Raw genomic sequence first — 25,677 nt, forward strand, 5'->3', positions numbered from 1 at the left:
AGGCACGGCCATGCAGTCAACGCAAACGCGTGAACGGATCGTCGTCGGCATGTCGGGGGCGAGTGGGGCAGTCATCGGCGTGCGACTGCTCGCGGCCCTGCGCCGGCTCGGCACGGCCGAGACGCATCTGATCGTGTCGCCGTCGGGCGCCATTACCGCTGCGCAGGAGCTCGGTCTTACGCGTACGGACCTCGACGGCCTTGCCGACGTCGTCCACAACGTGCGCGACATCGGCGCGACGGTGGCGAGCGGTTCGTTTCTCACCGCGGGCATGGTGATCGCGCCGTGCTCGATGAAAACGCTGGCCAGCGTCGCCAACGGCTTCGCCGATAACCTGCTGACGCGCGCCGCGGACGTGATGCTCAAGGAGCGCCGTCGCCTCGTGCTCGTCGCGCGCGAAACGCCGCTCAATCTCGCGCACCTGCGCAACATGACGCTCGCCACCGAAATGGGCGCGATCGTGATGCCGCCGGTGCCCGCGTTCTATGCGCACCCTCAAACCGTCGACGACGTCGTCGATCACACGGTCGGCCGGATCATGGATCTGTTCGGCATCGAGCATCGCGAGATTGCGCGCCGCTGGAGCGGTCTTGCCAGCGAGTTCATGCGACGCGAGAACGACGACGGCGACGGCGACGACGCCCATGCAACCGCCAGGCGCGGGCAGGGAGGAATGAAATGAATCAGCGGGATACGGTTGCCGAACTGGTAGCGCAAGCACGCGCCGCTGGCGAACCCGAAACGTCCACTGAACGCCAGCGCCAGCGCCATGTGGGTCGCTCGATGGAACGCGTCGAGGATCCAGCGATCCTGACCGGCCGCGGACGTTACGGCGACGATATCGGCGTGAAACCCGGCACGCTGCACGCGGCGGTGTTGCGCTCGCCGCACGCCCATGCGGAACTGCGCAGCATCGATACGGACGCTGCGCTGAAACTGGCCGGCGTGCGCGCCGTGCTTACACGTGACGATCTGCCGGGTTGGTCGCGGCCGTTCGTGGTCGGCGTGAAGTCGCCGATGGAGCAGTGGGCGCTCGCGATGGATCGCGTGCGCTATGTCGGCGAACCGGTTGCCGTGGTGCTGGCCGAATCGCGCGCGCTCGCTGAAGACGCGCTCGATCTGATCAAGGTCGATTACCAGACGCTGCCACCGGTGACGTCGATCGAAAACGCGATCGCCGACGACGCGCCCGTTCTGCATCCGAAGGTGGGCACGAACGTGATCAGCGATCGGCACTATCGCTATGGCGAACCCGAAGCGGCCTTCGAACGCGCGCCGCATCGCGTGACGATTGCTGCGCACTATCCGCGCAACACGTGTGCGCCAATCGAATGCGGCGTGGTAATCGCCGAGTATCTGTCCGGCGATGAAGGCTATGACGTCACGTCGAATTTCATGGGACCGTTCTCGCTGCATGCGGTTATGTCGATGGCGCTGAACGTGCCGGCAAATCGTCTGCGGCACAAGGCGCCGCGCGATTCGGGCGGCAGCTTCGGCGTGAAACAGGCGGTGTTTCCGTATGTGGTGCTGATGTGCCTTGCGTCGCGCAAGGCCGGCGCACCGGTGAAATGGGTCGAGGATCGCCTCGAACATCTGAGCGCGGCGACGTCGGCCACCGCGCGCCTGACGACGCTCGAAGCCGCCGTCGAAGGCGACGGCCGCATTACCGCGCTCGCATACGATCAGATCGAAGACTGCGGCGGCTATCTTCGTGCGCCTGAACCCGCAACGTTCTACCGGATGCACGGCTGCCTGACGGGCGCGTACGCGGTTGCGAATCTCGTCGTGCGCAACCGCGTGACGCTCACGAATAAAACGCCGACGGGCCTCGTCCGCGGTTTCGGTGGGCCGCAGGTGTATTTCCCCCTTGAACGTCTGATACAGCGCATCGCGATGGAACTGAAGCTCGATGTGCTCGACGTGTATCGCCGCAACTTTGTCGCCGCCAATGCGTTCCCGTATCGCGCTGCAGCGGGTGCGCTGCTCGATTCGGGCAACTATCAGGAAGCGCTGCGCCGCTCGCTCGCTGAGGGCGGCTACGACGAACTCGTCGCGCGTCGCGATGCTGCGCGCCGGGAAGGACGTCTGTACGGCATCGGTTTTGCGGCGATCGTTGAGCCTTCCGTGTCGAACATGGGCTACATCACGACCGTGATGCCCGCCGAGGCGCGCAAAAAAGCCGGCCCGAAGAGCGGCGCAATTGCGAGCGCGACGGTCAGCGTCGATCTGCTCGGCGGCGTGGTCGTGACGGTTGCATCGACGCCGGCGGGGCAGGGACATATGACGGTCTGCGCGCAGGTCGTAGCCGATGTGCTTGGTCTGAATCCGCAGGACATCGTCGTCAACGTCGAGTTCGACACGCACAAGGACGCGTGGTCGGTTGCGGCCGGTAACTATTCGAGCCGGTTTGCCGGTGCGGTGGCTGGCACGGTGCATCTGGCAGCGATGCGTGTGCGCGACAAGGTAGCTCGCATCGTCGCGAAGCAATCGGCTTGTGCGCCCGAGGACATCTGTTTCGAAGATGGCCGCGTCTTTGTGAAGGGCAAGGAAGACCGCGCGATGCCGTTTGGCCGCGTCGCTAGCAATGCGCCGCACTGGGCGCCCGCGCTGTTGCCCGAAGGCGAAGAACCGGGCCTGCGCGAGACGGTGTTCTGGACGCCGCCGCACATGGACGCGCCCGATGAGCAGGATCGTATCAACACATCGGCGGCCTACGGTTTTGTGTTCGACATGTGCGGCGTAGAAGTGGACCGCGCAACCGGCCGCGTGCGCATCGACCGCTATGTGAGCGCACATGACGCCGGCACGCTGCTCAATCCGGCACTCGCTGACGGCCAGATTCGCGGCGCGTTCGCGCAGGGCGTGGGCGCGGCACTGATGGAGGAGTTCCGCTACGGCGCAGACGGCAGTTTCCAGTCGGGCACGCTCGCCGACTACCTGATCCCGACCACCTGCGAAGTGCCTGATCCGGTGATCGTGCATCTGGAAACACCGTCGCCGTTCACGCCGCTCGGCGCGAAAGGGCTCGGCGAAGGCAACAACATGAGCACACCGCCGTGCATCGCAAATGCAGTGGCCGATGCACTCGGCGTGGAAGATATCCGCTTGCCGCTCACGCCCGCGAAGGTGATGCACCTGATCGGTATCGACGATCCACCGCCTTCGCGTCCCGAGTTACTTGAAGCGGCAGCGGCCGCTGCGCCGAAAAAGGCGCTTGCAGGCGGCAAGGCGCTGACGGCGCGCGGCGCTGTCGATCTCGACGCCACACCCGAAGCGATCTTTGCGGTGCTGATGGACCCGCAGGCGCTCGCGAAGGTCATGCCAGGCTGCCACGCGCTCGAAGCGACCGGACCGAACCAGTATCGCGCGGATGTGACGGTCGGCGTCGGCATGATCAAGGCGCGCTTCGAAGCTCGGATCGGGTTGTCGGATATCGATGCGCCACATCGTCTGCGTCTGGTGGGTGCCGGCAATTCGCCGCTTGGCACAGCGCGTGGCGAAGGGCTCGTCGAACTGACGCCCACGGAGCACGGCACGCGCCTGTCGTACGACTATGAAGCGCAGGTGTCGGGCAAGGTTGCGGCAGTCGGCGCACGGATGCTCGAAGGCGCGGCCAAAGTCGTGCTGCAGCAACTGTTCGAATCGCTGGGCCGGCAGGCGTCGGGCAAACCCGTCGATCGAGGCCGCGCGCAAGGCTCGTGGCTCTCGCGCTTCCTCGCATTCTTCAGGAGCAGAACATGAAACCGGCGCCGTTCGATTATCTGCGCGCGACGAGTACGCAACATGCGCTCGAAGCGCTCGCGCATGGCGGCGAAGACGCACGCGTGCTGGCCGGCGGCCAGTCGCTGATGGCGGTGCTGAACATGCGCCTCGCGCAACCGCGCTGGCTCGTCGATATTTCCCGCACCGAGGAGCTCAATACGGTGCGTCTCGACAACGAGGCGGGGCAGCTCGTGGTCGGTGCGGCGGCGACGCAGGGCAGCGTCGAGTGGCGCCCGTCGCTGCGCGACGAAGTGCCGTTGCTCGCGCTCGCGTTTCCGCACATTTCCCACTTTCAGATCCGCAATCGCGGCACCGTGTGCGGCTCGATCGCTCACGCGGATCCGAGCGCCGAGTTGCCTCTCGCATTGGCAGCCCTCGGCGGCGATGTGCTGCTGCGCTCGACAAAGCGCAAGCGCGTGCTCGCCGCCGACGACTTTTTTCAGGGGATGTTGATGACGGCGCGCGAGCCGGACGAACTCGTCGAGGCCGTGCGTTTTCCGCTGCAAAAGCCGGGCGAGCGTTACGGCTTCGCGGAATTCTCCGCACGTCATGGCGATTTCGCCCTCGTGTCGTGCGCGGCGGTGGTGACGGATAACACGATCCGGCTGGCGGTGGGCGGTGTCGCCGACCGGCCGGTGGTGGAGCGCTGGCCGCATCTGCAGGGCGACGACCTGCGCACTGCATTGAACGATTTGAGCTGGAAGCTGGGCGCGCAGGACGACACGCATGTCAGTGCGACGTATCGCCGGCATCTGGTCCGGCAACTGGGATGGCGCGTGATAGAGGAGGCAAAGTGAGCAAGACCCCGAAGGCCCCTGTTAGTACCATGCCGCAGGGCATACAACCGCGCGGCGAACGGCGGCGAATCACCGTGACGCTCAACGGCCGGGAACGGAGCGGCTATTGCGAGCCGCGCGATCTGATGTCCGATTTTCTGCGGCACGAACTGGGCGCAACCGGCACGCACGTCGGATGCGAACACGGCGTGTGCGGCGCCTGCACGGTTCACATCGACGGTGTGGCGGCCCGTTCGTGCCTGATGCTCGCGGTGCAGGCGGACGGCCGCCGCATCGAAACGGTAGAAGGCCTCGCGCCGGATCAGACGCTCGGCGACCTTCAGCAGGCGTTCCAGCGTCATCACGCGCTGCAGTGCGGCTTTTGCACCGCGGGCATTCTGATGTCGTGCGCCGACTATCTGAAGCGCGTGCCGGATCCGAACGAGGCGCAGGTGCGCGACATGCTGTCGGGCCATCTGTGCCGCTGTACAGGCTATACGCCGATCGTCGCCGCCGTGCTCGATGTGGCGGCGCGCCGGCGCGAGGCGCAGGAAGAAAAGGAGACGAGCGATGCTTGATCTTGGTAGAACCTTCCTGCAAAGCGTGGAGCGTAGCCCGAACGCGCTGGCGCTCGTCGATGGCGAACTGACGCTCACGTACGCGCAGTGGCACCGGATCATCCTGAACGTTGCGCACGGTCTGCGCGAACTCGGTCTCGCACGCGGCGACCGTCTGCTCGTTGCGCTGCAAAACCGCTGGGAAATGGCGACGCTGCACTGGGCGTGCCAGTTCGCCGGCGTGGCGATCGTGCCGCTGAACTGGCGTGCGAAAGCCGACGAGCTCGACTACTGCGTGGCCGATGCGGGCGTCAAAGCTATCGTGTACGAGCCGGTTTCCGCCGAAGCCGTCACGGACAGTGCCGCCGCGAAGACCGTTCCGCGCATTGCGCTGGACGATGCGGCGGGCGCGTCGATTTCGTTCGATGCACTGCTGGTCGAGCGCCGGCGCGAAGGCGCGGCTACGGCTGCGGCCACCACGCAGGCCACCGCGGAAGACTATTCGCTGATCCTCTACACGTCCGGCACCACGGGCAAGGCGAAGGGCGTGCCGCGCCGGCATCGCCACGAGCGCGCCGCCGCGCTCGCGCACGTCGCACAGAACCTCTATCGCCACGGCGAACGTACGCTCGGCGTGATGCCGCTCTATCACACGATGGGCGTGCGCTCGCTGCTGTCGATGGCGCTCGTCGACGGGCTGTTCGTCTGCGTTCCCCGTTGGAGCGCGACCCTTGCGCTTGATTCGATCTGCACGTACCGGCTGACGTGCCTGTATCTGGTGCCCACGCTTTATCACGATCTGCTCGCCGCGCCGGAGTTCGCGCTCACCGATACAAGCTCGGTGACGAAGCTCGGCTTTGCCGGCGCGCCGATGAACGACGGTCTGCTGAGGCGTCTTTCGGCTGCTTTCCATCCGGAACTGTTCGTCAATCACTACGGCTCGTCCGAGGTGTACACGTTCAGTATCGGTCAGGACGCGACGCTGAAACCGGGCAGCGCGGGGCGCGCCGGCATCAATACGCGGCTGCGCGTCGTGAAGCTCGACGCGAAGTCGCCCGACGAACCCGCGCAAACCGGCGAAGAAGGACAGATCATCGCGGACCTGCTCGGCGACGAGTCGTTCGAAGGCTACTGGAATCGGCCCGACGCGAACGCGAAGTCGTTGCGCGACGGCTGGTATTTCACCGGCGACACCGGCTACTTCGATAACGACGGCGATCTCTACGTGTCGGGCCGCGTCGACGACATGATCATCAGCGGCGGCGAGAACATCTCGCCGGTCGATATTGAATCGGTGTTGTCGCTGCATCCGGCGGTGGACGAAGTGGCCGTCGCTGGCGTGAAAGACGAGCGCTGGGGCCAGCGTGTCGTCGCCTTCATCAAGCGCAGCGAATACGTCGAAGCCCAGACGCTCGATGACTTTTGCCGGGCTTCCGACCTCGTCAACTTCAAGCGCCCGCGCGAATACGTGTTTGTCGACGACATTCCGAAATCGCCGGTCGGCAAGATCCTGCGCCGCAAGCTTTCGGCGGGCGAGTACGAACCGGAGCACGGCGCCACACAACCTGACAGAACCACGAAAGGAGTAACACATGACTGAGCTGACTCATCGCGGCCAGACGCTGCTGCAAGAGCTCGACGGCTTCTCGATCGAAGTCGACGCTGCGCGTGAACGCGCCGATATCATCCTGCACCGCCCGCCGTTCAACGTGATCTCGATGCATGCACGCGAGCAGCTGCGCGCCGCATTCGAAGTACTCGACGAGGACGACCGCGTACGCGTGATCGTGCTGCGTGCCAAAGGCGAGCACTTCTCGAGCGGCGGCGACATCAAGGGCTTTCTCGAAGCGTCGCCGGAACACGTGTCGAAGCTGGCGTGGAATGTCGCCGCGCCCGCACGGTGCTCGAAGCCGGTGATCGCAGCCAATCGCGGCTTCTGCTTCGGCGTCGGTTTCGAACTGTCGCTCGCCTGTGATTTTCGCATCGCGACCGACACCAGCTTCTACGCACTGCCGGAACAGAAGCTTGGCCAGATTCCGGGTTCGGGCGGCTCGGCGCGTCTGCAGAAGATGGTGGGCGTCGGGCGCACGAAGGACATCGTCATGCGCTCGCGCCGCATTCCGGGCAAGCAGGCGTACGACTGGGGCGTCGTGGTCGACTGCGTGGCCGATGCGGAGCTCGAAGCGGCGACCGATGCACTCGTCGATGAGTTGCGTGCCTTCTCGCCGCTCGCGCAGCGCACCGCGAAGAAGCTGCTCAACGACACCGAAGATGCGCCGCTTTCGATCGCGATCGAACTGGAAGGACATTGCTATAGCCGGCTGCGCAGTTCGGACGATTTCCGTGAAGGCGTCGAAGCGTTTCATGGAAAACGCAAGCCCGTATTTCGCGGTAGCTGACAGCAGCGCATAGATCAAGCCATTCAGGAGACAGGCATGGAGCGCGTAAGCGGGCGTTTCGATTATGTGATCGTCGGCGGCGGGTCGGCAGGAAGCGTGCTCGCGCATCGGCTGTCGGCCGTGCCGTCGATGAGCGTCGCATTGATCGAGGCGGGTGCCGATACGCCGCCGGGCGCGGTGCCGGAGGCGATCCTCGACAGCTATCCGATGCCTGTTTTCTGCGGGGAGACCTGGATCTGGCCTGAGCTCAATGCGAAGGCCACGCCGAAGTCGGAGGCTAAAGTCTACGAGCAGGGCCGCGTGATGGGTGGCGGTTCGAGCATCAACGTGCAGTCGGCCAATCGCGGCCTGCCGCGCGACTACGACGACTGGGCCGCCAACGGCGCGACGGGCTGGGCTTGGGAGGACGTGCTGCCGTATTTCCGCAAGCTCGAGAGCGACCTCGACTTTCCACTTGGTCCGCTGCACGGAGCGCACGGGCCGGTGCCCATCCGCCGCATCATGCCGGAGCAGTGGCCGCCGTTTTGCAACGCGTTCGCCCACGGATTGCGCAGCAACGGCTTCGCAGCCTTGGAGGACCAGAACGCGCAGTTCGACGACGGCTATTTTCCCGGCGCGTTTTCGAATCGCGACGACCGGCGCGTATCGACCGCGGTCGCCTATCTCGATGCAGAAACACGCAAGCGGCCTAACCTGCATATCTTTTCGAACCTGCGCGTCGAGCGCATCGTGATGGAAGGGGTGGCCGCACGCGGCGTGGTTGCCGTTTCGCCACACGGCGAGCGACTGCGCTTCAAGGCGTGCGAAACGATCGTGTGCGCCGGCGCGTTGCAGTCACCGGCACTGCTGATGCGCGCGGGCGTGGGCGACGCGAGCGAACTGCACGCACTCGACATCGAGTGTGTGCTCGATCTGCCGGGCGTCGGGCGGAATCTGCAGGACCATCCGTCGCTGACGTTCTGTCATTTTCTCGAGCCACGCTTTCGCATGCCGCGCGCGCGGCGCCGCGCCAGCATGACGGCCGCGCGATTCACGTCGGGCGTTGCGGATTGCGAGGCGTCCGATCTGTATCTGTCGAGCGCGACACGCGCCGCATGGCATGAACTCGGTAACCGGCTGGGCCTGTTTTTCCTGTGGTGCAACCGTCCGTTCTCGCGCGGCCGCGTGCAGCTCGTCTCGAGCGATCCGTTCGCCGCGCCACAGGTCGATCTCAATCTGCTCGACGACGAGCGCGATGTCGCGCGGCTCGCCGCGGGCGTGCGCATGCTGGCGCGTGTGGTCGCGGCCTCGGGACTGAGCGAGGATCAGCGCGACTTTTTTCCCGCCGCTTTTTCGCCGCGCGTGAAGGCGTTGAGCCGCATGACGAAAACCAATGCCGTGATCACGTCACTGCTGGGCCTGCTGCTCGATACACCCGCACCGATGCGTCGGGCGTTGATCGAACGCTTCTTCACGCGCGGCGTGCAGATGTCGTCGGTGCTCACAAACGAGAGCGCATTGAACGACTTCATTCGCGCGAACGTGTTCGGCGTCTGGCATGCGAGCGGTACCTGCCGGATGGGCGACGTGCGCGAGCGCGGCGCGGTGACAGATACCGAAGGGCGCGTACATGGCGCGCATGGGCTGCGGGTGGTCGATGCGTCGCTGATGCCGCGTCTGCCGTCGGCCAACACAAACATTCCCACCATCATGATCGCCGAGAAGATCGCCGACGCGATGCTTGGCAAGGCGCGGTTGGCGGCGCCAGACCAGCGCGGTTTGGCTCTCCCGACATCATAACGACTTTCGTCAACGCAACAAGAGCGCGCCGTGCCTTTTGACGAGGCCGAAGCGCGTCGCACATCGGGCGAGTTCGCATCTGGGCCGGCCCGGTATTAACCCTAGGAGATGGATGATGTCCGTTGCAGCGCAAAGTGGTGGCGCCGCCATGCCCGCAATCAACAGGCGGCAGGTGATGGGCGCAGTCGTGGCCTCGTGTCTGGGATGGGCACTCGATCTGTTCGATCTGTTCGTCCTGTTGTTCGTCGCACCGGTGGTCGGCCGGTTGTTCTTCCCCTCCGAACACGCGATGCTTTCGCTCGCCGCGGTATATGCGTCGTTCGCCGTCACGCTGCTGATGCGGCCGCTCGGATCGGCGTTGTTCGGTTCGTATGCGGACCGGCGCGGCCGCAAGGGCGCGATGATTCTCGCGGTGGTCGGCGTCGGTCTGTCGACGGCGGCGTTCGGTTTGCTGCCGACAGTTGCACAGGTGGGCGTGATCGCGCCGGTGCTCTTTCTGCTGCTGCGCCTCGTGCAGGGCGTATTCGTGGGCGGCGTGGTGGCGTCGACGCACACGATCGGCACGGAATCCGTTGCGCTGAAGTATCGCGGCGCGGTGTCGGGGCTGATCGGTGGCGGCGGGGCAGGCCTTGGTGCGCTGCTCGCTTCGCTGACGTATCTCGCGATGTCGTCGCTGTTTCCCGGCGACCTGTTCGACGTGTGGGGCTGGCGCTGCATGTTCTTCACCGGGATCATCAGCTCGGTGCTCGGACTCTTCGTCTTCAACAGCCTCGAAGAATCGCCGCTATGGAAGAAGCTTGCCGCGGAAAAGGCCGCGCGTGCCGCCGCCGACAAGACGCGTAACGCGCCGGTCGAGGTGGTTCGCTCGCCGATCCGCACGCTGTTCTCGCGCGACTATCGTTCCATCCTGCTCGTCAACCTGCTGCTGACGATCGGCGGCGGCAGCGGTTATTACCTGACGTCGGGTTATCTGCCGACCTTCCTCAAGGTCGTCAACCACGCACCGAATGCGACGGCTGCTGCGATCCTTATGGTGTGCAGCGTGGCCGTGGTGATCGCGTCGGTCGCGGCCGGTCACCTGAGCACGTTCATCGGCCGCAGGCGGACGTTCATCCTGCTCGGCGCAATCCGTCTGTTTGCATTGCCCGCGCTGTTCCTGCTGTTGCCGACGGCGCAGACCATCACGATGGTCGGTGTCTACGCGGTCATCCTGAGTGCGCTCGGCAGCGCCGGTTATGCGCCGATTCTGATCTTCCTGAACGAGCGGTTTCCGACGGCGATCCGCGCGACCGGCACGGGTCTGTCGTGGAATATCGGCTTTGCGATCGGCGGGATGATGCCCACGCTCGTCTCGCTGGTCGCGAAGACGCCGCTCGATCTGCCGATGACGCTCGCCGTGTTCGTCGGCGCGATCAGCGTGATCTTTCTCGTCGGCGCGTTCGTCGTGCCGGAGACGCTCGGCAAGCTCGATAACACGCCGGTGCGGGATCCGTACTGATCGCGCGAGCGCGCGCGATAGGCCGACTTGCGTCGCGCCGTTCGCGACCCGCCGCGACGCGCGTAGCGACGCGCGCCAGCCGGCGCAAGGCCGGCGCCAGCGAAGCGGCTCACGCCTGGTTGCCGTTGGCCGGATCGGGGTCCGCGATCTCGATCCCCGTTGTGACGCGGCGGATCTGGTCGGCGATGATGTCGATGAGCTCGGTCGTGGCAGGACCGATCGGCCGCTTCGGGTGGCTCACGCAAACGATGTGACGCACGATGCGCGGTGCCGAGATCGGTGTCGCGCGCAGCAGGCCGTCGTCGACCTTCCGTTGCACGACCACGCGCGGCATGATCGTCGCGATGCTGCTTTGTTCGACAAATTGCACGATCGTGGTCAGCAGGTCGATCTCGAACTGCGGCTTGATCACGATGTCGGCATTCAGCAGCGCGGCGTCGAGCACGCCGCGCAGGCCGTTGCGACGCGTCGGCAGCACGAGCTCGAGCTCCGTCAACGCGGATGCCGTCATGGTGTCGGGCAGCGCAGGGCCGTGTTCCGCGCTCGTGACGAGCACCATCTCTTCCACTACCAGTGGAGACGTATCGAGCGACAGGCGCCCTCGAGGCCGGTTGATGATGGCCGCGTCGAGCCGGCCCGCTTCCACCGCGTCGATCAGCTGCGCGCTGAAACCATCGGCCACCGACACTTCGACATGCGGGTAGAGCGCGTTGAATAGCGCGAGCGATTCCGGCAGGACGCTTTGCGCTTCCGACGCCACCATCCCGAGCGAGATACGCCCGGTCACGATCACATCGTGCCGGCTGAGCTGCTCGCGCGCGTGGTCGATGTCGCGCATGATCGGCAGGTAGAGGCGGTACATCTGCCGTGCGGCGTCGGTGGGCGTCATGCCATGCGGGCCGCGCTCAAAGAGCTGGCTGTTCAGTTCCGTTTCGAGCTTCGAGATCTGCATGCTGAGCGCGGGCTGCACGATATTGAGCCGCTTCGCGGCGCGCGTCACGGAGCCATCTTCGAACAGCGCGATGAAATACTGAATCTGCTTTAGATCCATGAGCCGGGAGGCGAGGGAGCGATGGCTAGATGTCGAGTGTAACGACTTCGAGGTGTGGGGGTCAACGGCGAACCTGATTTCATCTTGAAGGAAGCACGCTGCTTCGTCGAGACGCCTGAGCTTGAGGGTTTTCGACAGTCAGTCCTTGGCGGGCGCAATTCAGATGTTTCATATTCAGTTCGATTGACGCGTGACTCGGCGGGCGCATCGATGCGAACACAGGCCGATGTCTCGTCACGTCCTTTTGCAAGGCGGGCGCCAGCGCACGCACAGAACAGTGACTGTCAGAGAATGACGTAGATCTTGCGCATCGTTTCGTCGACCTGCCACAGGCCTTCCGTATTGGCTTCGAAAAACAGCGTATCGCCGCCGCGAAAGTGGACGGTGGGTTGTCCGTCCGGGGTAAAGGACCCAGAGCCGCTCAGGAGATGCATCACTTCCGCCTGTTTGACCACGCGACGATAGGCGCCCGGAGAGCACTCGAACACACCGGTATCTACTGCCTCGTTGCCCGGAATCGCGTACCGCTTACCCGATACACGGACTGCCTCATTACCCGGCAGAGATGCGGTGCCCCAGTCTTCAAGTGCGAGTTCGCTGGCCTCTTTGATCTGCTGTACTTTCACGTTGCGTAGTCCTGTTTCTGTTGAGTTGATCTTGCCGCGCGCACAACGCACGCGCGGCACGTGTACACGCAATTGATGCCGGTGTTGGCCGCCACGCGCGTGTTGATATCAGGGAGCCCCATGTCAATAGGATATCCTTCGACACTCATTCGAGTCCGCCCTGGCAGAGATATTTGATCGACAGGTAATCGTCGAGGCCATACTTCGACCCTTCTCGGCCGTAGCCCGATTCCTTGACGCCGCCGAATGGCGCCGCTTCCGATGCAAGGGCCCCCTCATTGATCCCGACGATGCCGGCTTCAAGTGCGCGAGAAACGCGTTCGATACGGCGCAAATCCTGGCTGTAGAAATACGACGCGAGACCGAACGGCGTATCGTTCGACGCATCGATGGCCTGCTGTTCGGTATCGAAACGGAACAGCGGAACGACCGGGCCGAAGGTTTCCTCGCAGCACAGCGCCATCGTCGAAGCCGCGTCGCCGAGCACGGTTGGCGCGAAGTAGTTCGGGCCGAGTTCGGCCAGGCGTTTGCCGCCGGTCAAGACGGTTGCGCCGTGTGCGACGGCATCCTCGACATGGCGCGCGATCTTGTCGACGGCACGCGCATTGATCATCGGGCCGATCTGCGACGCCGGATCGCTGGCGGAACCGACACGCAGCTCGGCAACGCGTGCGCACAGCATTTGCGCAAAGCGTTCATAAACACCCGACTGCACATACACGCGGTTCGGGCACACGCAGGTCTGCCCACCATTGCGGAACTTGGCCGCGAGCAGGCCGGTGACCGCAGCATCGAGGTCGGCGTCGTCGAACACGATGAACGGTGCGTTGCCGCCGAGTTCTAGCGACAGCTTCTTCAACGTACCCGCCGATTCACGGGCAAGATGTTTGCCGACCGGCGTCGAACCAGTAAAGGTGATCTTGCGCACGCGCCCATCGGCGAGCCAGTCCGCCACTGCTTCGACCGTCGATTCCCGGGAGGCCGCAATCAGGTTCAGTACACCATTCGGCACACCGGCTTCGTGCGCGAGATGAACGAGTGCTAGCGCCGTGAGCGGTGTATCTTCGGCCGGCTTGGCGACGACCGTACACCCGGCCGCGAGCGCGGGGGCGATCTTGCGCGCGATCATTGCAAGCGGAAAATTCCACGGTGTAATGGCCGCGACGATGCCGATCGGCTCTCTCACCGCGCTCATCCGTTTGCCGCGCTGCTGCTGCGGAATCAGATCGCCGTAAATGCGCGTCGCTTCGTCGGCGAACCACGCGACGTACGATGCGCCATAAACGACCTCACCGCATGCTTCGGCGAACGGCTTGCCCTGTTCGAGCGAGATCAGCGCGCCAAGCGCGTCCGCATGTTCGCGTATCAGCCCGTGCCAGCGATGCAGCACGGCAGCACGTTCTTTCGGCAGACGTGCGCGCCATTCCGGTAGCGCGCGGGCGGCGGCATCGGTGGCGGCGCGTGCGTCGGATGCCCCGCTATCGGCGACGTCGACGATCAGCTTGCCGGTCGCGGGATTCGTGACGGCGAAGCGCCGGCCGCTTTGCGCGGGCACCCATTCACCGTCGATGAAATTGTCCGCGCGGATCAACGCGGCGGCCTGCTCTTCGAGTGTCATGATCGACTCCACTTTTAATGACGCTATCAATCGACGGATCCTGCGCCGACACGTTGCGCGAGTTGCGCGGCGACCGCGATCCCGACTTCGCTCGTCGATGCCTTGCCACCGAGATCACCCGTGTGCGGACCTTCCTTGAGCACCTGCACGATGGCTTCGAGCATCGCATCGTGCGCGGCGCGCTCGGCACCTTCACCGTTGCCGAGAAAATCGAGCATCATCGCCGCCGACCAGATCATCGCGACAGGATTGGCGATGCCTTGTCCGGCGATATCCGGCGCGGACCCATGCACCGGTTCGAACAGTGACGCAAACGTGCGTTCCGGATTCAGATTGCCCGACGGCGCGATGCCGATCGTGCCGGTGCAGGCGGGACCAAGATCCGACAGGATGTCACCGAAGAGATTGGACGCAACGACCACATCGAAGCGATCGGGGCTCAACACGAAACGCGCACAGAGGATGTCGATATGCTGTTTGTCCCACGCGACATCGGGATAGCGCGCGGCCATCTCGGCGGCGCGTGCGTCCCACCACGGCATGCTGATCGAAATGCCGTTGCTCTTGGTTGCGACCGTGATTTTTTTCTCGCGACGCGCGGCCAGATCGAACGCGAACTTCAGCACGCGATCGGTGCCATGACGCGAGAAAATCGCTTGCTGCATGACGATTTCGCGTTCCGTGCCTTCGTACATCGTGCCGCCTACCGACGAATATTCGCCTTCGGTATTCTCCCGCACGATCATGAAATCGATGTCGCCGGGTTGGCGGCCCGCGAGCGGCGACGGCACGCCGTCGAACAGGCGGGCAGGGCGCAGATTGATGTACTGATCGAACTCGCGGCGGAATTTAAGCAGCGAGCCCCAAAGGGAAATGTGGTCGGGCACCTTCTCGGGCCAACCCACTGCGCCGAACAGGATCGCATCGCAGCCTTCGAGCTGCGCCTTCCAGTCGTCAGGCATCATCTGGCCGTGTTGCGCGTAGTAATCGCAACTTGCCCATTCGATATGTTGATAGTCGATCTTGATACCAAAGCGCTGGCATGCCACATCGAGCACGCGCAGGCCTTCGGGCATCACTTCTACACCGATGCCGTCGCCGGGAATGACGGCAACGCGATAACTGCGGGTCATAGCGAGTTTCTCCTCATTGAGCGCGCACATAAGGCACGCGCTGAGCGACGAGACTCATTCTATGCGGGGGTTCACCGCATAAAAATCTGCATTTGACCCACGGACGCAGCATGCATTCCGAAAAACGCACGCGAACAGAATGCAGCGCAAAACCGCCTGTCGCGGGCTGCATCGAAAGAAGCTGGAAAGGAGCGGAAAGGAGCAGAAAAAAGCGGGGCGCGCATTGAACACTCCGAAAGAGTGCTTAATGCTGATTCGGCGAGAAGAGCGTTTCGAGCGGGTAATGCGTCTTGATGAAGGGCGTCTTGATGATCACGTAGCTGAAGTACTTCTCGATGCCGATATCGCGTTCGAGCAGCCCTTCGACAATGCTCTGATAGTGACCGACGCTGCGCGTGACGAACTTCAGCAGGTAGTCGTAACCACCGCTTGCCAGATGACATTCGACGATTTCGTCGATGTCGCGAATCGCGGCTACGAACTTGATGAAGTCTTCGCGGCGGTGATCTGCAAGGGTGACTTCGGTGAAGACGATCTGCACGTCGCCGAGTTTTTCGAGTTGGATCTGCGCGCCGTAACCGACGATATAACCGGCCTTTTCCAGCCGCTTGACGCGGATCAGACACGGACTCGGTGACAGTCCCACTGCGTCGGCAAGCTCGACGTTCGTAATACGGCCTTTCTTCTGCAGTTGCGAAAGAATACGCAGATCAATCCGGTCGAGTTTGCAGTCGCTGCTCATGGCTTAAATTTTGTCTAACGATCGAAGGTTGTTCCGATCGGGCAGGGCGATGTTATCACGAAGTTATGCGGCTGCGCGGCTTGCCCCGCGAAGCGCGGCGCGGACTTCCGCCTCATTCAGCACATCGTCGAGCGTCTGTTTCAAACGTTCGAACATCAGCGCAAATTCGGCCTCGGTATAGCAGAGCGCGGGTGCAAAGCCGAGAATGTTGTCGCCGAATGCACGGAACACCAGGCGGTTGCGATACGCGGCTGTCGCGATGCGCTCCGACAGCTTCAGCCCCGCATCGAACCCTTGCTTGCTGTTCTTGTCCGATACGAGTTCGAGCGCGCCGAGCAGCCCGCGATGCCGCGAATCGCCGACCAGCGGATGCTCCAGCAGCGCGTCGAGACCCGCGGCGAATTGCGGCGCCATGGCCTGGGCGTTCGCGAGCAGGCCGCCTTCGTGATAGAGGCGCATGACTTCAAGCCCGATCGCCGCGCTCACCGGATGCGCCGAATACGTGTGACCATGACCGACGATCGCGGTGTCGCCGACGTCGCCGGCAATCCCCTGATAAATCGCGTCCGACATCAAGACCGCGCCCATCGGCGCGTAGCCGGCAGTCAGGCCCTTCGCGACGGTCATCAGATCGGGTTCGACCTGTTCGCCCTCACATGCAAACAGCGGGCCGGTGCGGCCGAAGCCGGTAATGACTTCATCGGCGACGAACAGGATGTCGAGACGGCGGCATGCCTCACGCATGGCCTTGAGCCAGCCAACCGGCGGCACGATCACGCCGCCCGATCCCTGAATCGGTTCGCAGAAGAACGCGGCGACGTTATCCGCGCCGAGCGCGGCAACCTTCGCTTCGAGCGCTGCCACGGACGACGCGATCAGCGCCTGCGAGTCGCTGCCATTCGGCTGACGGTAAGCATAAGGCGACGGCAAATGGTGCTGATGTGGCAGCGGCAAATCGAAGTGCCGATGGAATGCGGGCAAAGCCGTCAAGCCGGCGCCGACCGACGACGAGCCGTGGTAGCCGCGTTGCAGCGCGATCATGTGCTTCTTGGTCGGGCGGCCGGTTGCATTGAAGTAATGCGTGATGAAGCGGATCGCCGAGTCGACCGCATCCGAGCCACCGAGCGTGAAATACACATGCTGCAGTGAAGCCGGTGCGAGCGATACGAGCTTTTCGGCCAGCTGGATCGCCGGCTCCGAAGCGAAGTGGAAATAGGTGGTCGCGTAGGGCAGGCGAGCCATCTGTTCGGCGGCTGCCTTGACGATGCTTTCCTGGCCATAGCCGGTATTGACGCACCAGAGCCCGGAGAACGCGTCGAGCAACTCGTTTCCGTCGACATCGCGCAGGTAAGCGCCATGTCCAGAGTCGAGCACGGTGACGCCGCGCGCTTCATGCGCGCGGAAGTTGATGACGGGGTGGATCAGATGCTTGCGGTCGGCTTCGATGAGCGATTGATTCGACATGTTGGGTATCTCGTCGCGGGGTGGACTGTTGACCAATCCATACTACCCATTCACCCCTATCGGCCGCGTCGTCAAAAAAAGTTTGAAAAAGCGCAGGCGTCGCGTTTTGAACCCCGTACGCAGCATTTTGTGCTGCATGCGTTTAAAAGCCTTGCCTGTACGGCGGCGCTTCAATAGCGCGCGTTTTCGCCGCGACTCGCTCGCCGACACTCAATAGCCGCGCGTGCGATCGATCGTGCCCCGCATCGGGCCGCCTGCGCGATGGCGGCGCAGATTGTCGAGCACGGCATCGACCGCGGTGTCGGGCTGCGTCGCGCTCGCGACGTGCGGCGTGATGCGCACGCGCGGGTGATCCCACAGCGGATGACTGACGGGCAGAGGTTCCGGATCGGTAACGTCGAGCACGGCGTTGCGCACCTGGCCGCGTTCGAGCGCATCGAGCAGATCAGTCGTCACGAGTTGCGGGCCGCGTCCGACATGAACCAGCGACGCCCCCATCGGCAATGCATCGAACACGCGTTTGCCGAGCAGGCCGCGCGTCGCGTCGGTCAGCGGCAGCAGGCAGACCAGCACGTCGGTCCGCGCGAGAAACGCATCGAGCGTCGCTTCGCCGGCAAAGCATTGCACGCCTTCAATCTCGCGCGGCGACCGGCTCCATCCCGCGCAGGCAAAGCCGAACAGGCGCAGCCGCTCCAGTACGGCCGTGCCGAGCATGCCGAGCCCGAATAGGCCAACTCGGCGCGTCGCGGCAGTGCGCACGGGGAGCGGCTTCCAGATGCGCTCGCGCTGCTGGAGCGCATAGTCGAACAGATCGCGATGAACGGCCAGCACGGCTTCGCTCACATATTCGACCATGCCGTCGACGATTCCCGGCTCGATCATCCGCACGACCGGCAGATGCTCGGGCACGCGCGTCAGGTCGAACTGATCGACGCCCGCCCCCACCGAGAACACGATCTCGAGATTCGGTAGCGTTTGCGCGAGATCGTCCGGTTGCCATGCGGCGAGATAGCGGATGGCGGCTGGATCGCCGACATCGGGCCAGATACGGAACGGCAGTTCCGGCGCGAGCTGCGCAAAGCGCGCGGCCCATTGTGCGCCGCGAACCGGATCGGCTTTATAGAGGAAGGCCATCTGCGTACCGTGCCTACATCATGGCCTGGTTGATGATGCCGAACTGACGCAGGCGGTCGTCTGGCGGGCCTTCGTGGCGGGCTGGATCATCATTGCGGACCATCTTCACCACGGTATCGACACGCGGGATGCCGAGCCCAATGAGCCAGTCGGTCAGCCCGCTACCGGCCGGCACGTCGATGCGGATGAACGCGCCTTCGTTGAGCGCCAGCCAGTGGTGGATCAGCGCCTTCGCGCGGCTGGAATCGGGGGAATCGACCGCGATCACGGGTCCGATCGCATAGCCGCGGCCGAAGCGCCGGAACAGCGAGAAGCCGAGCAGTTCGCCATCACGATCGAGCGCAATGCCATCCGCACTTTGCCGCAGCGCAGACAGCACAGCGTCGCGGTCGAGCCCGCTCGCACGCGCTGCCAGCGCAATCAGTCGCGGCGTGTCGTTGATGCCGAGCGGGCGTAACCGCTCACCGGCGGGCAGCGACACGAGCGGCGGCTGAAACACCGCGCCTTGATGCTGGTCGAGTGCGCCACATGTGCGGAAGCCGAGCTTCTCGTAGAGTGGCTTACCCGCCGAAGTGGCGTGCAGAAAGGTGACGCGGCTGCCGGTTTCTTCGAGGATCAGTTGCATCAGCTTCGCGCCGATACCTTGTCCCTGGTGTTCCGGCGACACGATCACCATGCCGAGCGTCGCGCGATCGGCGCCGAACTTCCAGCACAGCGCCGTGCCGATCACGACACCGGCCTGCTCTGCGACGAAGCCGCCGCCGGCATCGGCGGCAAAGCGCCAGTCTTCGGGGCGGTGTGGCCAGCTCACGGCCGTCGACAGGCCATGGGCGGCGGGAATGTCGTCAGGGGTAAAGCGTCGGTAGGTCAGCGACCCACTTTCCGATGATCCAGGCACGGCGAACTCCTTCATGTGACGTCACGCTGTCCCGCGACTGTCGCATGTCGGCTGTGTGCTTGATAGGACGATCTTTCTATGTTGCCCCGTTGACGGCCCCAGCACGTTCACACGGTGCGAAACAGCTGTCCAGCCAGCCCGGACAAGCGGATTGTGCTGAATTGGCATTTTTGTCGGCGGCATATATCAGTCGTGTGACTTTACGATGGATGTCAGGGACGCAGCCACGCCGCGCTGCAAGGCTCGTCGCAGGCGGTGCCGGCACGGAGTGCGTGCTGCGCTGCACGGCAAATCATGCTGCGCGACGCGCTGAAAACCACCGAATCGAATGGTTGAAACGTCCCGAATGCGACAACAGCCCCTTTTTTGGGATGCTTAAATCGAGTTGATGCTGCCGGGTTCCAATCCAGCGAAAGTCATGCTGTTGCAACAGATCGGTGCTGAAGCGCGTCCAGCGGCCCGCGCTGCGGGTACCGTGATCAGATCCAACCTTGTCATTGTTAGGAGCAGTTCGCATGAAGGACGACGAAGTCAAAAATGGTTTCAGCCGCCGCGACATGATGCGTGTGCTGGCTGCGGGGAGCATGCTCGCGACCGGCGCGGGAGGACTGCTGGCGAGTGCAAAATCGGCGTTGGCTGCGACCGCACCGGCGCCTATGCCGAAAAAAGGTGGCAAGATTCGTGTGGCTTACGACGCGGGCTCGACGGCCGACACGCTCGATCCCGCGAAAGGCTCGACGGGTTCGGACTACATCCGCTATTTCATGTTCTACAGCGGCCTCACGCAGCTTGACGAAAGCCTGACGCCGCAGATGAACCTCGCCGAAGCGCTCGACACGCACGACGCCAAGGTCTGGGTCATCAAGCTGCGCAAGGGCGCGACCTTCCACGACGGCAAAGCGCTCGCGCCGGCGGACGTGGTGTATTCGCTAAACCGCCACAAGAATGCAGCGACGGCATCGAAGGTGAAAACGCTGGCCGATCAGTTCGCCGAGATCAAGGCGACCGGGCCGAACGAAGTGACCTTGACGCTGACAAACCCCAATGCGGATCTGCCGGTGATCCTCGCGACGCCGCAGTTCGTGATCGTGAAGGACGGCACCACTGATTTCACGACGGCTGTCGGTACCGGTCCCTACAAGGTCAAGACCTTCAAGCCGGGTGTTACAACCATCGGGGTTCGCAACGATAGCTACTTCAAGCCCGGTTTGCCGCATCTCGACCAGGTCGAGCTGATCGCGATCAGCGACAACGCCGCACGGGTGAATGCGCTGCTGTCCGGCGACGTGCATCTGATCAACTCCGTCGATCCGCGTTCCACGCAGCGCATCGCGTCGACGCCGGGTTATGCGGTCAAGGAAACCAAGTCGGGTCTCTACACCGATCTGATCATGCGCCGCGACAATCCGCTCGTCGGCAACCCCGATTTCGTGCAGGGCATGAAGTATCTGTTCGATCGCGACCAGATCCGTTCGGCCGTGTTCCGTGGTTACGCCGTGATCGGCAACGATCAGCCGATTCCGCCGACCCATCGTTATTTCAACGCGTCGCTGCCGCAGCGCCACTTCGATCTCGACAAGGCAAAGTTCCATCTGCAGAAGGCTGGTGCGCTCGGTCCGGCATTGCCGCCGATCTACGCGACCGCCGACGCGAACGGCTCGATCGAAATGGCCGAACTGATTCAGCAGACCGGTGCCAAAATCGGCGCGAACCTCACCATCAACCGCGTGCCCACTGACGGTTACTGGTCGAATCACTGGATGAAGCATCCGTTGGGGTTTGGCAGCGTGAATCCGCGTTCGAGCGCCGATGTGCTGTTCACGCAGTTCTTCAAGTCGGATGCGGCGTGGAACGAGTCGGGCTGGAACAATCCGAAGTTCGATCAATTGCTGCTGTCGGCGCGTTCGGAAACCGACGACGCGAAGCGCAAGCAGATGTACGGCGACATGCAGGTGATTGTCGCGGATCAAGGCGGTATCGGCATCCCTGCGTTCATCAGCCTGCTCGATGCGTACGACCAGCATCTGCAGGGGCTCGGCTCGATACCGAGTGGCGCGATGATGGGCTTCTCGTTCGCTGAGCACGTGTGGTGGAACGCCTGATTTAGTGTAGTAGTAGCACGCAGCAAATCTGACCCGCGCGCCGTGTGTGCCGGGTCAGTCCGGCGCCCCTCGCGCCGGTTCCGGCAGGTGTCATTTTCAGGAGATCTGGACGATGAACCAGAACATAGTCGCACTGATAGTCCGACGCATCGCGGTGACTGCGCTCACGCTGCTGATCGTGTCCGTCATCATCTTCGCGATCACGAACCTGCTGCCGGGCGACGCCGCGCAAGCCGCGCTCGGTCAGTCCGCGACCCCCGAAACCGTCGCGGCGCTGCGCCTGCAGTTTGGCCTCGATCAACCGGCTTATCTGCGCTACGTGCACTGGCTGGCAGGTCTCATGCGCGGCAACTTCGGCGTCTCGCTCTCGAACAATCTGCCGGTCTCGGAACTGATCGAAGGCCGTCTGCCGAAATCGCTGACACTCGCGGCGATCACGACGGCGGTCTCGGTGCCGTTCGCGGTCTCGTTCGGCATTCCCGCGGCGGTCAACCGGAATTCGCTGATCGACCGCATCGTGAGTCTGACCACGCTGTCGCTCGTCGCGACGCCGGAATTTTTGATTGCGACGATCGCGGTGCTGATTTTCGCAGTGAAGCTGCATTGGCTGTCTGCGCTGTCGTACGGCGGCGAAATCGATAGTTTCAACCAGTTCCTGCGTGCGTACGCGATGCCGGTGCTGACGTTGTGCGCGGTCGTGATCGCGCAAATGGCGCGCATGACACGCGCAGCGGTGATCGAACAACTGGGGACGTCCTATGTGGAAATGGCGGTGCTCAAGGGCGCGAGCCCGGCGCGTGTAGTGCTACGCCATGCGTTGCCGAACGCGATCGGTCCGATCGCCAACGCGATTGCGCTGAGCCTGTCTTATCTGCTGGGCGGCGTGATCGTCGTCGAAACCATCTTCAACTATCCGGGCCTCGCGAGCCTGATGGTCGATGCGGTCAGCAACCGTGACTTTCCCCTGGTGCAGGCCTGCACGCTGCTGTTCTGCCTCGGCTATCTGGTGCTGGTGCTGCTGGCCGACCTGTGCGCGATCGTCTCGAACCCGAGGCTGCGGACATGAACTCCAACCGACCATTTCCGCAGGAGGTGCGGCCCATGACCACGCCCGATCTCGTTCAGCGCAGCAGCGCATTGCCGCCAGGTGCGGACCGTCCGCAGCCGTTCGGTGGTAGTTCGACGCCGCCGCCGACCCAACCGCAACCGGCACGCCGCCGCTCGCTCGCCTCATGGATGAGGTTGTCTACGGGCGGCTGGATCGGCTTCGGCATGGTGTGTCTCGCGCTCTTCGTCGCGGTGTTCGCGCCGTTGATCGCGCCGCACGAGGTCGGCTCGATCGTCACGCCCGATGTGTTCGCGAGCTTCAGCGCGAAGCTGCCGCTCGGCTCGGACTACCTCGGCCGCGACATGCTGAGCCGCATCATCTACGGCATGCGGCTGACCGTGTTGCTGTCCCTCGCGGCCGCGCTGCTCGCGGCTGTCACCGGCACGACGCTCGGTTTGCTTGCCGCCGTCGCAGGCAAGGCGATCGATGAAACGATGAGCCGCCTGCTCGACGCGATCACCTCGATACCGTCGAAGATGTTCGCGCTGATGATCGTGGCCGCGTTCGGCTCTTCGCTGACGCTGTTGATCCTGACCGCGGCGATCAGCTACATGCCGGGCTCCTACCGGATCGCGCGTTCGCTCGCGGTGAATATCAGCCAGCTCGAATACGTGCAGGTGGCTCGGGCGCGAGGCGAGAGCTCGCTCTATATCGCATGCGTCGAGATGCTGCCGAATATGCTGCATCCGATGCTGACCGACACCGGGCTGCGCTTCACGTTCGTCGTGCTGCTGCTGAGCGGGTTGAGCTTCCTCGGCTTGGGCGTGCAGCCGCCATTCGCGGATCTCGGTTCGCTGGTGCGTGAAAACATCGCCGGGCTCGGCGACGGAGCACCGGTCGTGATCATGCCGGCGCTGGCCATTGCGATCCTGACGGTCGGCGTCAATCTGTTGATCGACGGTCTGCCGCATCGCGGCGGCAAAAGCAAGATCGCACGCAGCGCCGACGGAGGTCATTAATGAAGACGCAACTGAGAACGAAACCTGACACGAAGCTCGGCACGAACTCGCGCAACCTCGTTGAAGTACGCGGACTGCGTGTGGTCGGCAGCCGTTCGGGCGAGCCGGATACGACGATCGTGCACGATGTCGATTTCGAAGTGGCGCGCGGCGAAGTCCTCGCCTTGATCGGCGAATCCGGCTCGGGCAAGACCACTATCGCGTTGTCGCTGATGGGGCATGCGCGCAGTGGCTGCCGCATCGCCGGGGGTTCGATCCGCGTCGGCGATACGGACGTGCGGGCGCTGTCGCCGAAAGGGCTGGCTTCGTTGCGCGGACGCAAGGTCGCGTATATCGCGCAGAGCGCGGCCGCCGCCTTCAACCCGTCACGGAATATCCTCGACCAGGTGATCGAGAGCGCGCTGATTCACGGCACGCTGAGCAAGCGTGCTGCGCAGGCCAAGGCCATCGAGCTGTTTCGCGCGCTGGCGTTGCCGGAGCCGGACACGATCGGCAAGCGCTATCCGCACCAGGTCTCGGGGGGGCAACTGCAACGTCTGATGGCGGCGATGGCGCTGATTACCGACCCTGAACTCGTGATTCTCGATGAGCCGACCACGGCACTCGACGTCACCACGCAAATCGATGTGTTGCAGGCATTCAAGCGCGTCATCAAGGAGTTCGGGATGACGGCGGTGTATGTGTCGCACGATCTGGCGGTGGTCGCGCAGATGGCCGATCGCATCCTGGTGCTGAGCGACGGCGCGGTCCGCGAGGCGGGCGCGACTGAGCAGATCCTGCACGCGCCCGCGCATCCGTACACGCAGAGCCTGATCGCGGCGGTGACACCGGATGGCGCATCACTCTCTGGCGACCCGCGCAACCCGATCGATCAGGCCACGCAACCTGCGGCCGGTCCTTCGACGCCGCTGCTCGAAGTGCGCAGCATGATGGCAGGTTATGGCCGGCGCAACGCGAAAGGCTCGCCGGCCAAGCTGATTCTGAACGACGTCGATCTCAAGATCGGGCGCGGTCAGACGGTTGGCGTGATCGGCGAATCGGGTTCGGGCAAGACCACGCTCGCGAAGGTCATCGCCGGGCTCGTGACACCGTCGGGTGGCAAATTGCTGCTGGATGGACAACCGCTCGCGGGCGATCTGAGCAAACGCACGAAAGAGCAGTTTCGCCGCATCCAGATCGTGTTCCAGAACGCCGACACCGCTTTGAACCCGACCCACACGGTGGGACGCACGCTGGCACGGCCGCTCGCGTTCTATCACGGCATGAAGGGCGCGCGCGCGCAGGCACGTGTCGCGGAATTACTGGAACTGGTGCGGCTGCCCGCGTCGGTGGCATCGCGCAGTACCGCTGAGCTGTCGGGCGGCCAGAAGCAGCGCGTGAATCTCGCGCGTGCGCTCGCGGCCGAACCCGATCTGATCCTGTGCGACGAAGTCACGTCGGCGCTCGATACGGTCGTCGGTGCCGCGATTCTCGACCTGCTGCGCGATCTGCAGAAAAAGCTCGGCATTTCGTATCTGTTCATCACGCATGACATCGCCAAGGTCCGTGCCATCAGCGACGACATCGTCGTGCTGTACTCGGGTCATCGCGTCGAAACGGGCACGCGTGCCGCCCTGTCGGCGCCGCCATACCATCCGTATTCGCATCTGCTGGTGTCGTCCGCACCGGAGTTGCGCGCGGGCTGGCTCGACGAAGCGAGCGAACGCTGTCACCGCGAGCTTGCGCCCATCGGGCCGTCGAACGACAACCCGGAACTGTGCACGTTCGTGTCGCGTTGTTCGATGCGCGTCGACGGCGTGTGCAATCAGACGACGCCTTCGCTGCGCACGCTCGTAAACGGCGCACAGGTGCTGTGTCATCGCAGCGAGGCCGATCTGATCCGCTTCCAGGCGCCGCTCGAACCGCTATCGGTGGAACAGGCGGAGCGCGCCTGATGCGGCTGGTTCCAACGCAGCGAGCGATGCCGAAGCTGCATTAGCCCGGCGACCGAACCACCCGGTGCGAACCGCAACGGTAACCGTCAAGAAACGTTTTCACACAGGTCCTGAGGCACGGCTTCAGGGCGTGCCGC

Annotated in this window: 20 protein-coding genes; 12 read left to right on the top strand and 8 right to left on the bottom strand. The window is 63.8% G+C overall.

Features of this window, described 5'->3' with window-relative positions; genetic code table 11:
• Positions 1 to 10: 10 nt before the first annotated feature.
• The 8 genes from HV770_RS19375 to HV770_RS19410 all read left to right on the top strand — a co-directional run bounded on the left by HV770_RS19375 (position 11) and on the right by HV770_RS19410 (position 10,771).
• Positions 11 to 682 (top strand): UbiX family flavin prenyltransferase, encoded by a 672-nt coding sequence (locus HV770_RS19375; protein WP_175162118.1) that lies wholly within the window; start codon positions 11 to 13, stop codon positions 680 to 682.
• Positions 679 to 3,741, top strand: a complete 3,063-nt coding sequence (locus tag HV770_RS19380; RefSeq protein WP_175162120.1) for a xanthine dehydrogenase family protein molybdopterin-binding subunit — start codon at positions 679 to 681, stop codon at positions 3,739 to 3,741. Before HV770_RS19375 ends, HV770_RS19380 begins: the two co-directional genes overlap by 4 nt.
• Positions 3,738 to 4,559 (top strand): FAD binding domain-containing protein, encoded by an 822-nt coding sequence (locus tag HV770_RS19385; protein ID WP_175162122.1) that lies wholly within the window; start codon positions 3,738 to 3,740, stop codon positions 4,557 to 4,559. The genes HV770_RS19380 and HV770_RS19385 overlap by 4 nt, the downstream gene beginning before the upstream one ends.
• Positions 4,560 to 4,588: 29 nt before the next feature.
• Complete coding sequence (locus tag HV770_RS19390) at positions 4,589 to 5,116, top strand: (2Fe-2S)-binding protein (protein ID WP_175162349.1); 528 nt, start codon at positions 4,589 to 4,591, stop codon at positions 5,114 to 5,116.
• Complete coding sequence (locus HV770_RS19395) at positions 5,109 to 6,695, top strand: AMP-binding protein (protein ID WP_175162123.1); 1,587 nt, start codon at positions 5,109 to 5,111, stop codon at positions 6,693 to 6,695. The genes HV770_RS19390 and HV770_RS19395 overlap by 8 nt, the downstream gene beginning before the upstream one ends.
• Positions 6,688 to 7,494 carry an enoyl-CoA hydratase/isomerase family protein gene (locus HV770_RS19400; RefSeq protein ID WP_175162125.1) on the top strand — a complete coding sequence of 269 codons (807 nt, stop codon included), beginning with the start codon at positions 6,688 to 6,690 and terminating at the stop codon, positions 7,492 to 7,494. The genes HV770_RS19395 and HV770_RS19400 overlap by 8 nt, the downstream gene beginning before the upstream one ends.
• Before the next feature lie 36 nt (positions 7,495 to 7,530).
• On the top strand, positions 7,531 to 9,273 hold the full coding sequence (locus HV770_RS19405) for a GMC family oxidoreductase (protein WP_175162127.1): 1,743 nt from the start codon (positions 7,531 to 7,533) through the stop codon (positions 9,271 to 9,273).
• A 115-nt stretch (positions 9,274 to 9,388) separates the two neighbouring features.
• Complete coding sequence (locus HV770_RS19410) at positions 9,389 to 10,771, top strand: MFS transporter (RefSeq protein WP_175162350.1); 1,383 nt, start codon at positions 9,389 to 9,391, stop codon at positions 10,769 to 10,771.
• Positions 10,772 to 10,880: 109 nt separating this feature from the next.
• On the opposite strand, the gene HV770_RS19415 is transcribed toward HV770_RS19410, so the two are convergent.
• The 8 genes from HV770_RS19415 to HV770_RS19450 form a co-directional block, all read right to left on the bottom strand.
• Positions 10,881 to 11,822, bottom strand: coding sequence for a LysR family transcriptional regulator (locus HV770_RS19415; RefSeq protein ID WP_175162129.1), 942 nt, complete (start codon positions 11,820 to 11,822; stop codon positions 10,881 to 10,883).
• A gap of 284 nt (positions 11,823 to 12,106) precedes the next feature.
• Positions 12,107 to 12,448 (bottom strand): cupin domain-containing protein, encoded by a 342-nt coding sequence (locus HV770_RS19420; RefSeq protein WP_175162131.1) that lies wholly within the window; start codon positions 12,446 to 12,448, stop codon positions 12,107 to 12,109.
• A gap of 145 nt (positions 12,449 to 12,593) precedes the next feature.
• Positions 12,594 to 14,066 (bottom strand): NAD-dependent succinate-semialdehyde dehydrogenase, encoded by a 1,473-nt coding sequence (locus tag HV770_RS19425; RefSeq protein ID WP_175162133.1) that lies wholly within the window; start codon positions 14,064 to 14,066, stop codon positions 12,594 to 12,596.
• Between the two features lie 26 nt (positions 14,067 to 14,092).
• Entirely contained in the window at positions 14,093 to 15,199 is a 1,107-nt protein-coding gene (locus HV770_RS19430; protein WP_175162135.1) for a tartrate dehydrogenase, read from the bottom strand.
• A gap of 244 nt (positions 15,200 to 15,443) precedes the next feature.
• Positions 15,444 to 15,941 (bottom strand): Lrp/AsnC family transcriptional regulator, encoded by a 498-nt coding sequence (locus tag HV770_RS19435; RefSeq protein WP_121324435.1) that lies wholly within the window; start codon positions 15,939 to 15,941, stop codon positions 15,444 to 15,446.
• 63 nt (positions 15,942 to 16,004) lie between these two features.
• The gene (locus tag HV770_RS19440) at positions 16,005 to 17,405 is read right to left on the bottom strand and encodes an aspartate aminotransferase family protein (protein WP_175162137.1); all 1,401 of its coding nucleotides are present in this window, start codon (positions 17,403 to 17,405) and stop codon (positions 16,005 to 16,007) included.
• 210 nt (positions 17,406 to 17,615) lie between these two features.
• The gene (locus tag HV770_RS19445) at positions 17,616 to 18,539 is read right to left on the bottom strand and encodes a 2-hydroxyacid dehydrogenase (protein ID WP_175162138.1); all 924 of its coding nucleotides are present in this window, start codon (positions 18,537 to 18,539) and stop codon (positions 17,616 to 17,618) included.
• A 13-nt stretch (positions 18,540 to 18,552) separates the two neighbouring features.
• The gene (locus HV770_RS19450) at positions 18,553 to 19,437 is read right to left on the bottom strand and encodes a GNAT family N-acetyltransferase (protein WP_246291020.1); all 885 of its coding nucleotides are present in this window, start codon (positions 19,435 to 19,437) and stop codon (positions 18,553 to 18,555) included.
• 515 nt (positions 19,438 to 19,952) lie between these two features.
• Here HV770_RS19450 and HV770_RS19455 point away from each other — a divergent pair.
• The 4 genes from HV770_RS19455 (at position 19,953) to HV770_RS19470 (ending at position 25,540) form a co-directional block, all read left to right on the top strand.
• Positions 19,953 to 21,539, top strand: a complete 1,587-nt coding sequence (locus HV770_RS19455) for an ABC transporter substrate-binding protein (protein WP_175162142.1) — start codon at positions 19,953 to 19,955, stop codon at positions 21,537 to 21,539.
• A gap of 112 nt (positions 21,540 to 21,651) precedes the next feature.
• Entirely contained in the window at positions 21,652 to 22,605 is a 954-nt protein-coding gene (locus HV770_RS19460; protein WP_175162144.1) for an ABC transporter permease, read from the top strand.
• A gap of 35 nt (positions 22,606 to 22,640) precedes the next feature.
• Complete coding sequence (locus HV770_RS19465; RefSeq protein ID WP_175162146.1) at positions 22,641 to 23,606, top strand: ABC transporter permease; 966 nt, start codon at positions 22,641 to 22,643, stop codon at positions 23,604 to 23,606.
• Entirely contained in the window at positions 23,606 to 25,540 is a 1,935-nt protein-coding gene (locus HV770_RS19470) for an ABC transporter ATP-binding protein (RefSeq protein WP_175162148.1), read from the top strand. The genes HV770_RS19465 and HV770_RS19470 overlap by 1 nt, the downstream gene beginning before the upstream one ends.
• Positions 25,541 to 25,677 lie beyond the last annotated feature (137 nt).

Origin of the sequence: Paraburkholderia fynbosensis, from assembly GCF_902859935.1 — a bacterium.
Taxonomy (GTDB): Bacteria; Pseudomonadota; Gammaproteobacteria; order Burkholderiales; family Burkholderiaceae; genus Paraburkholderia; species Paraburkholderia fynbosensis.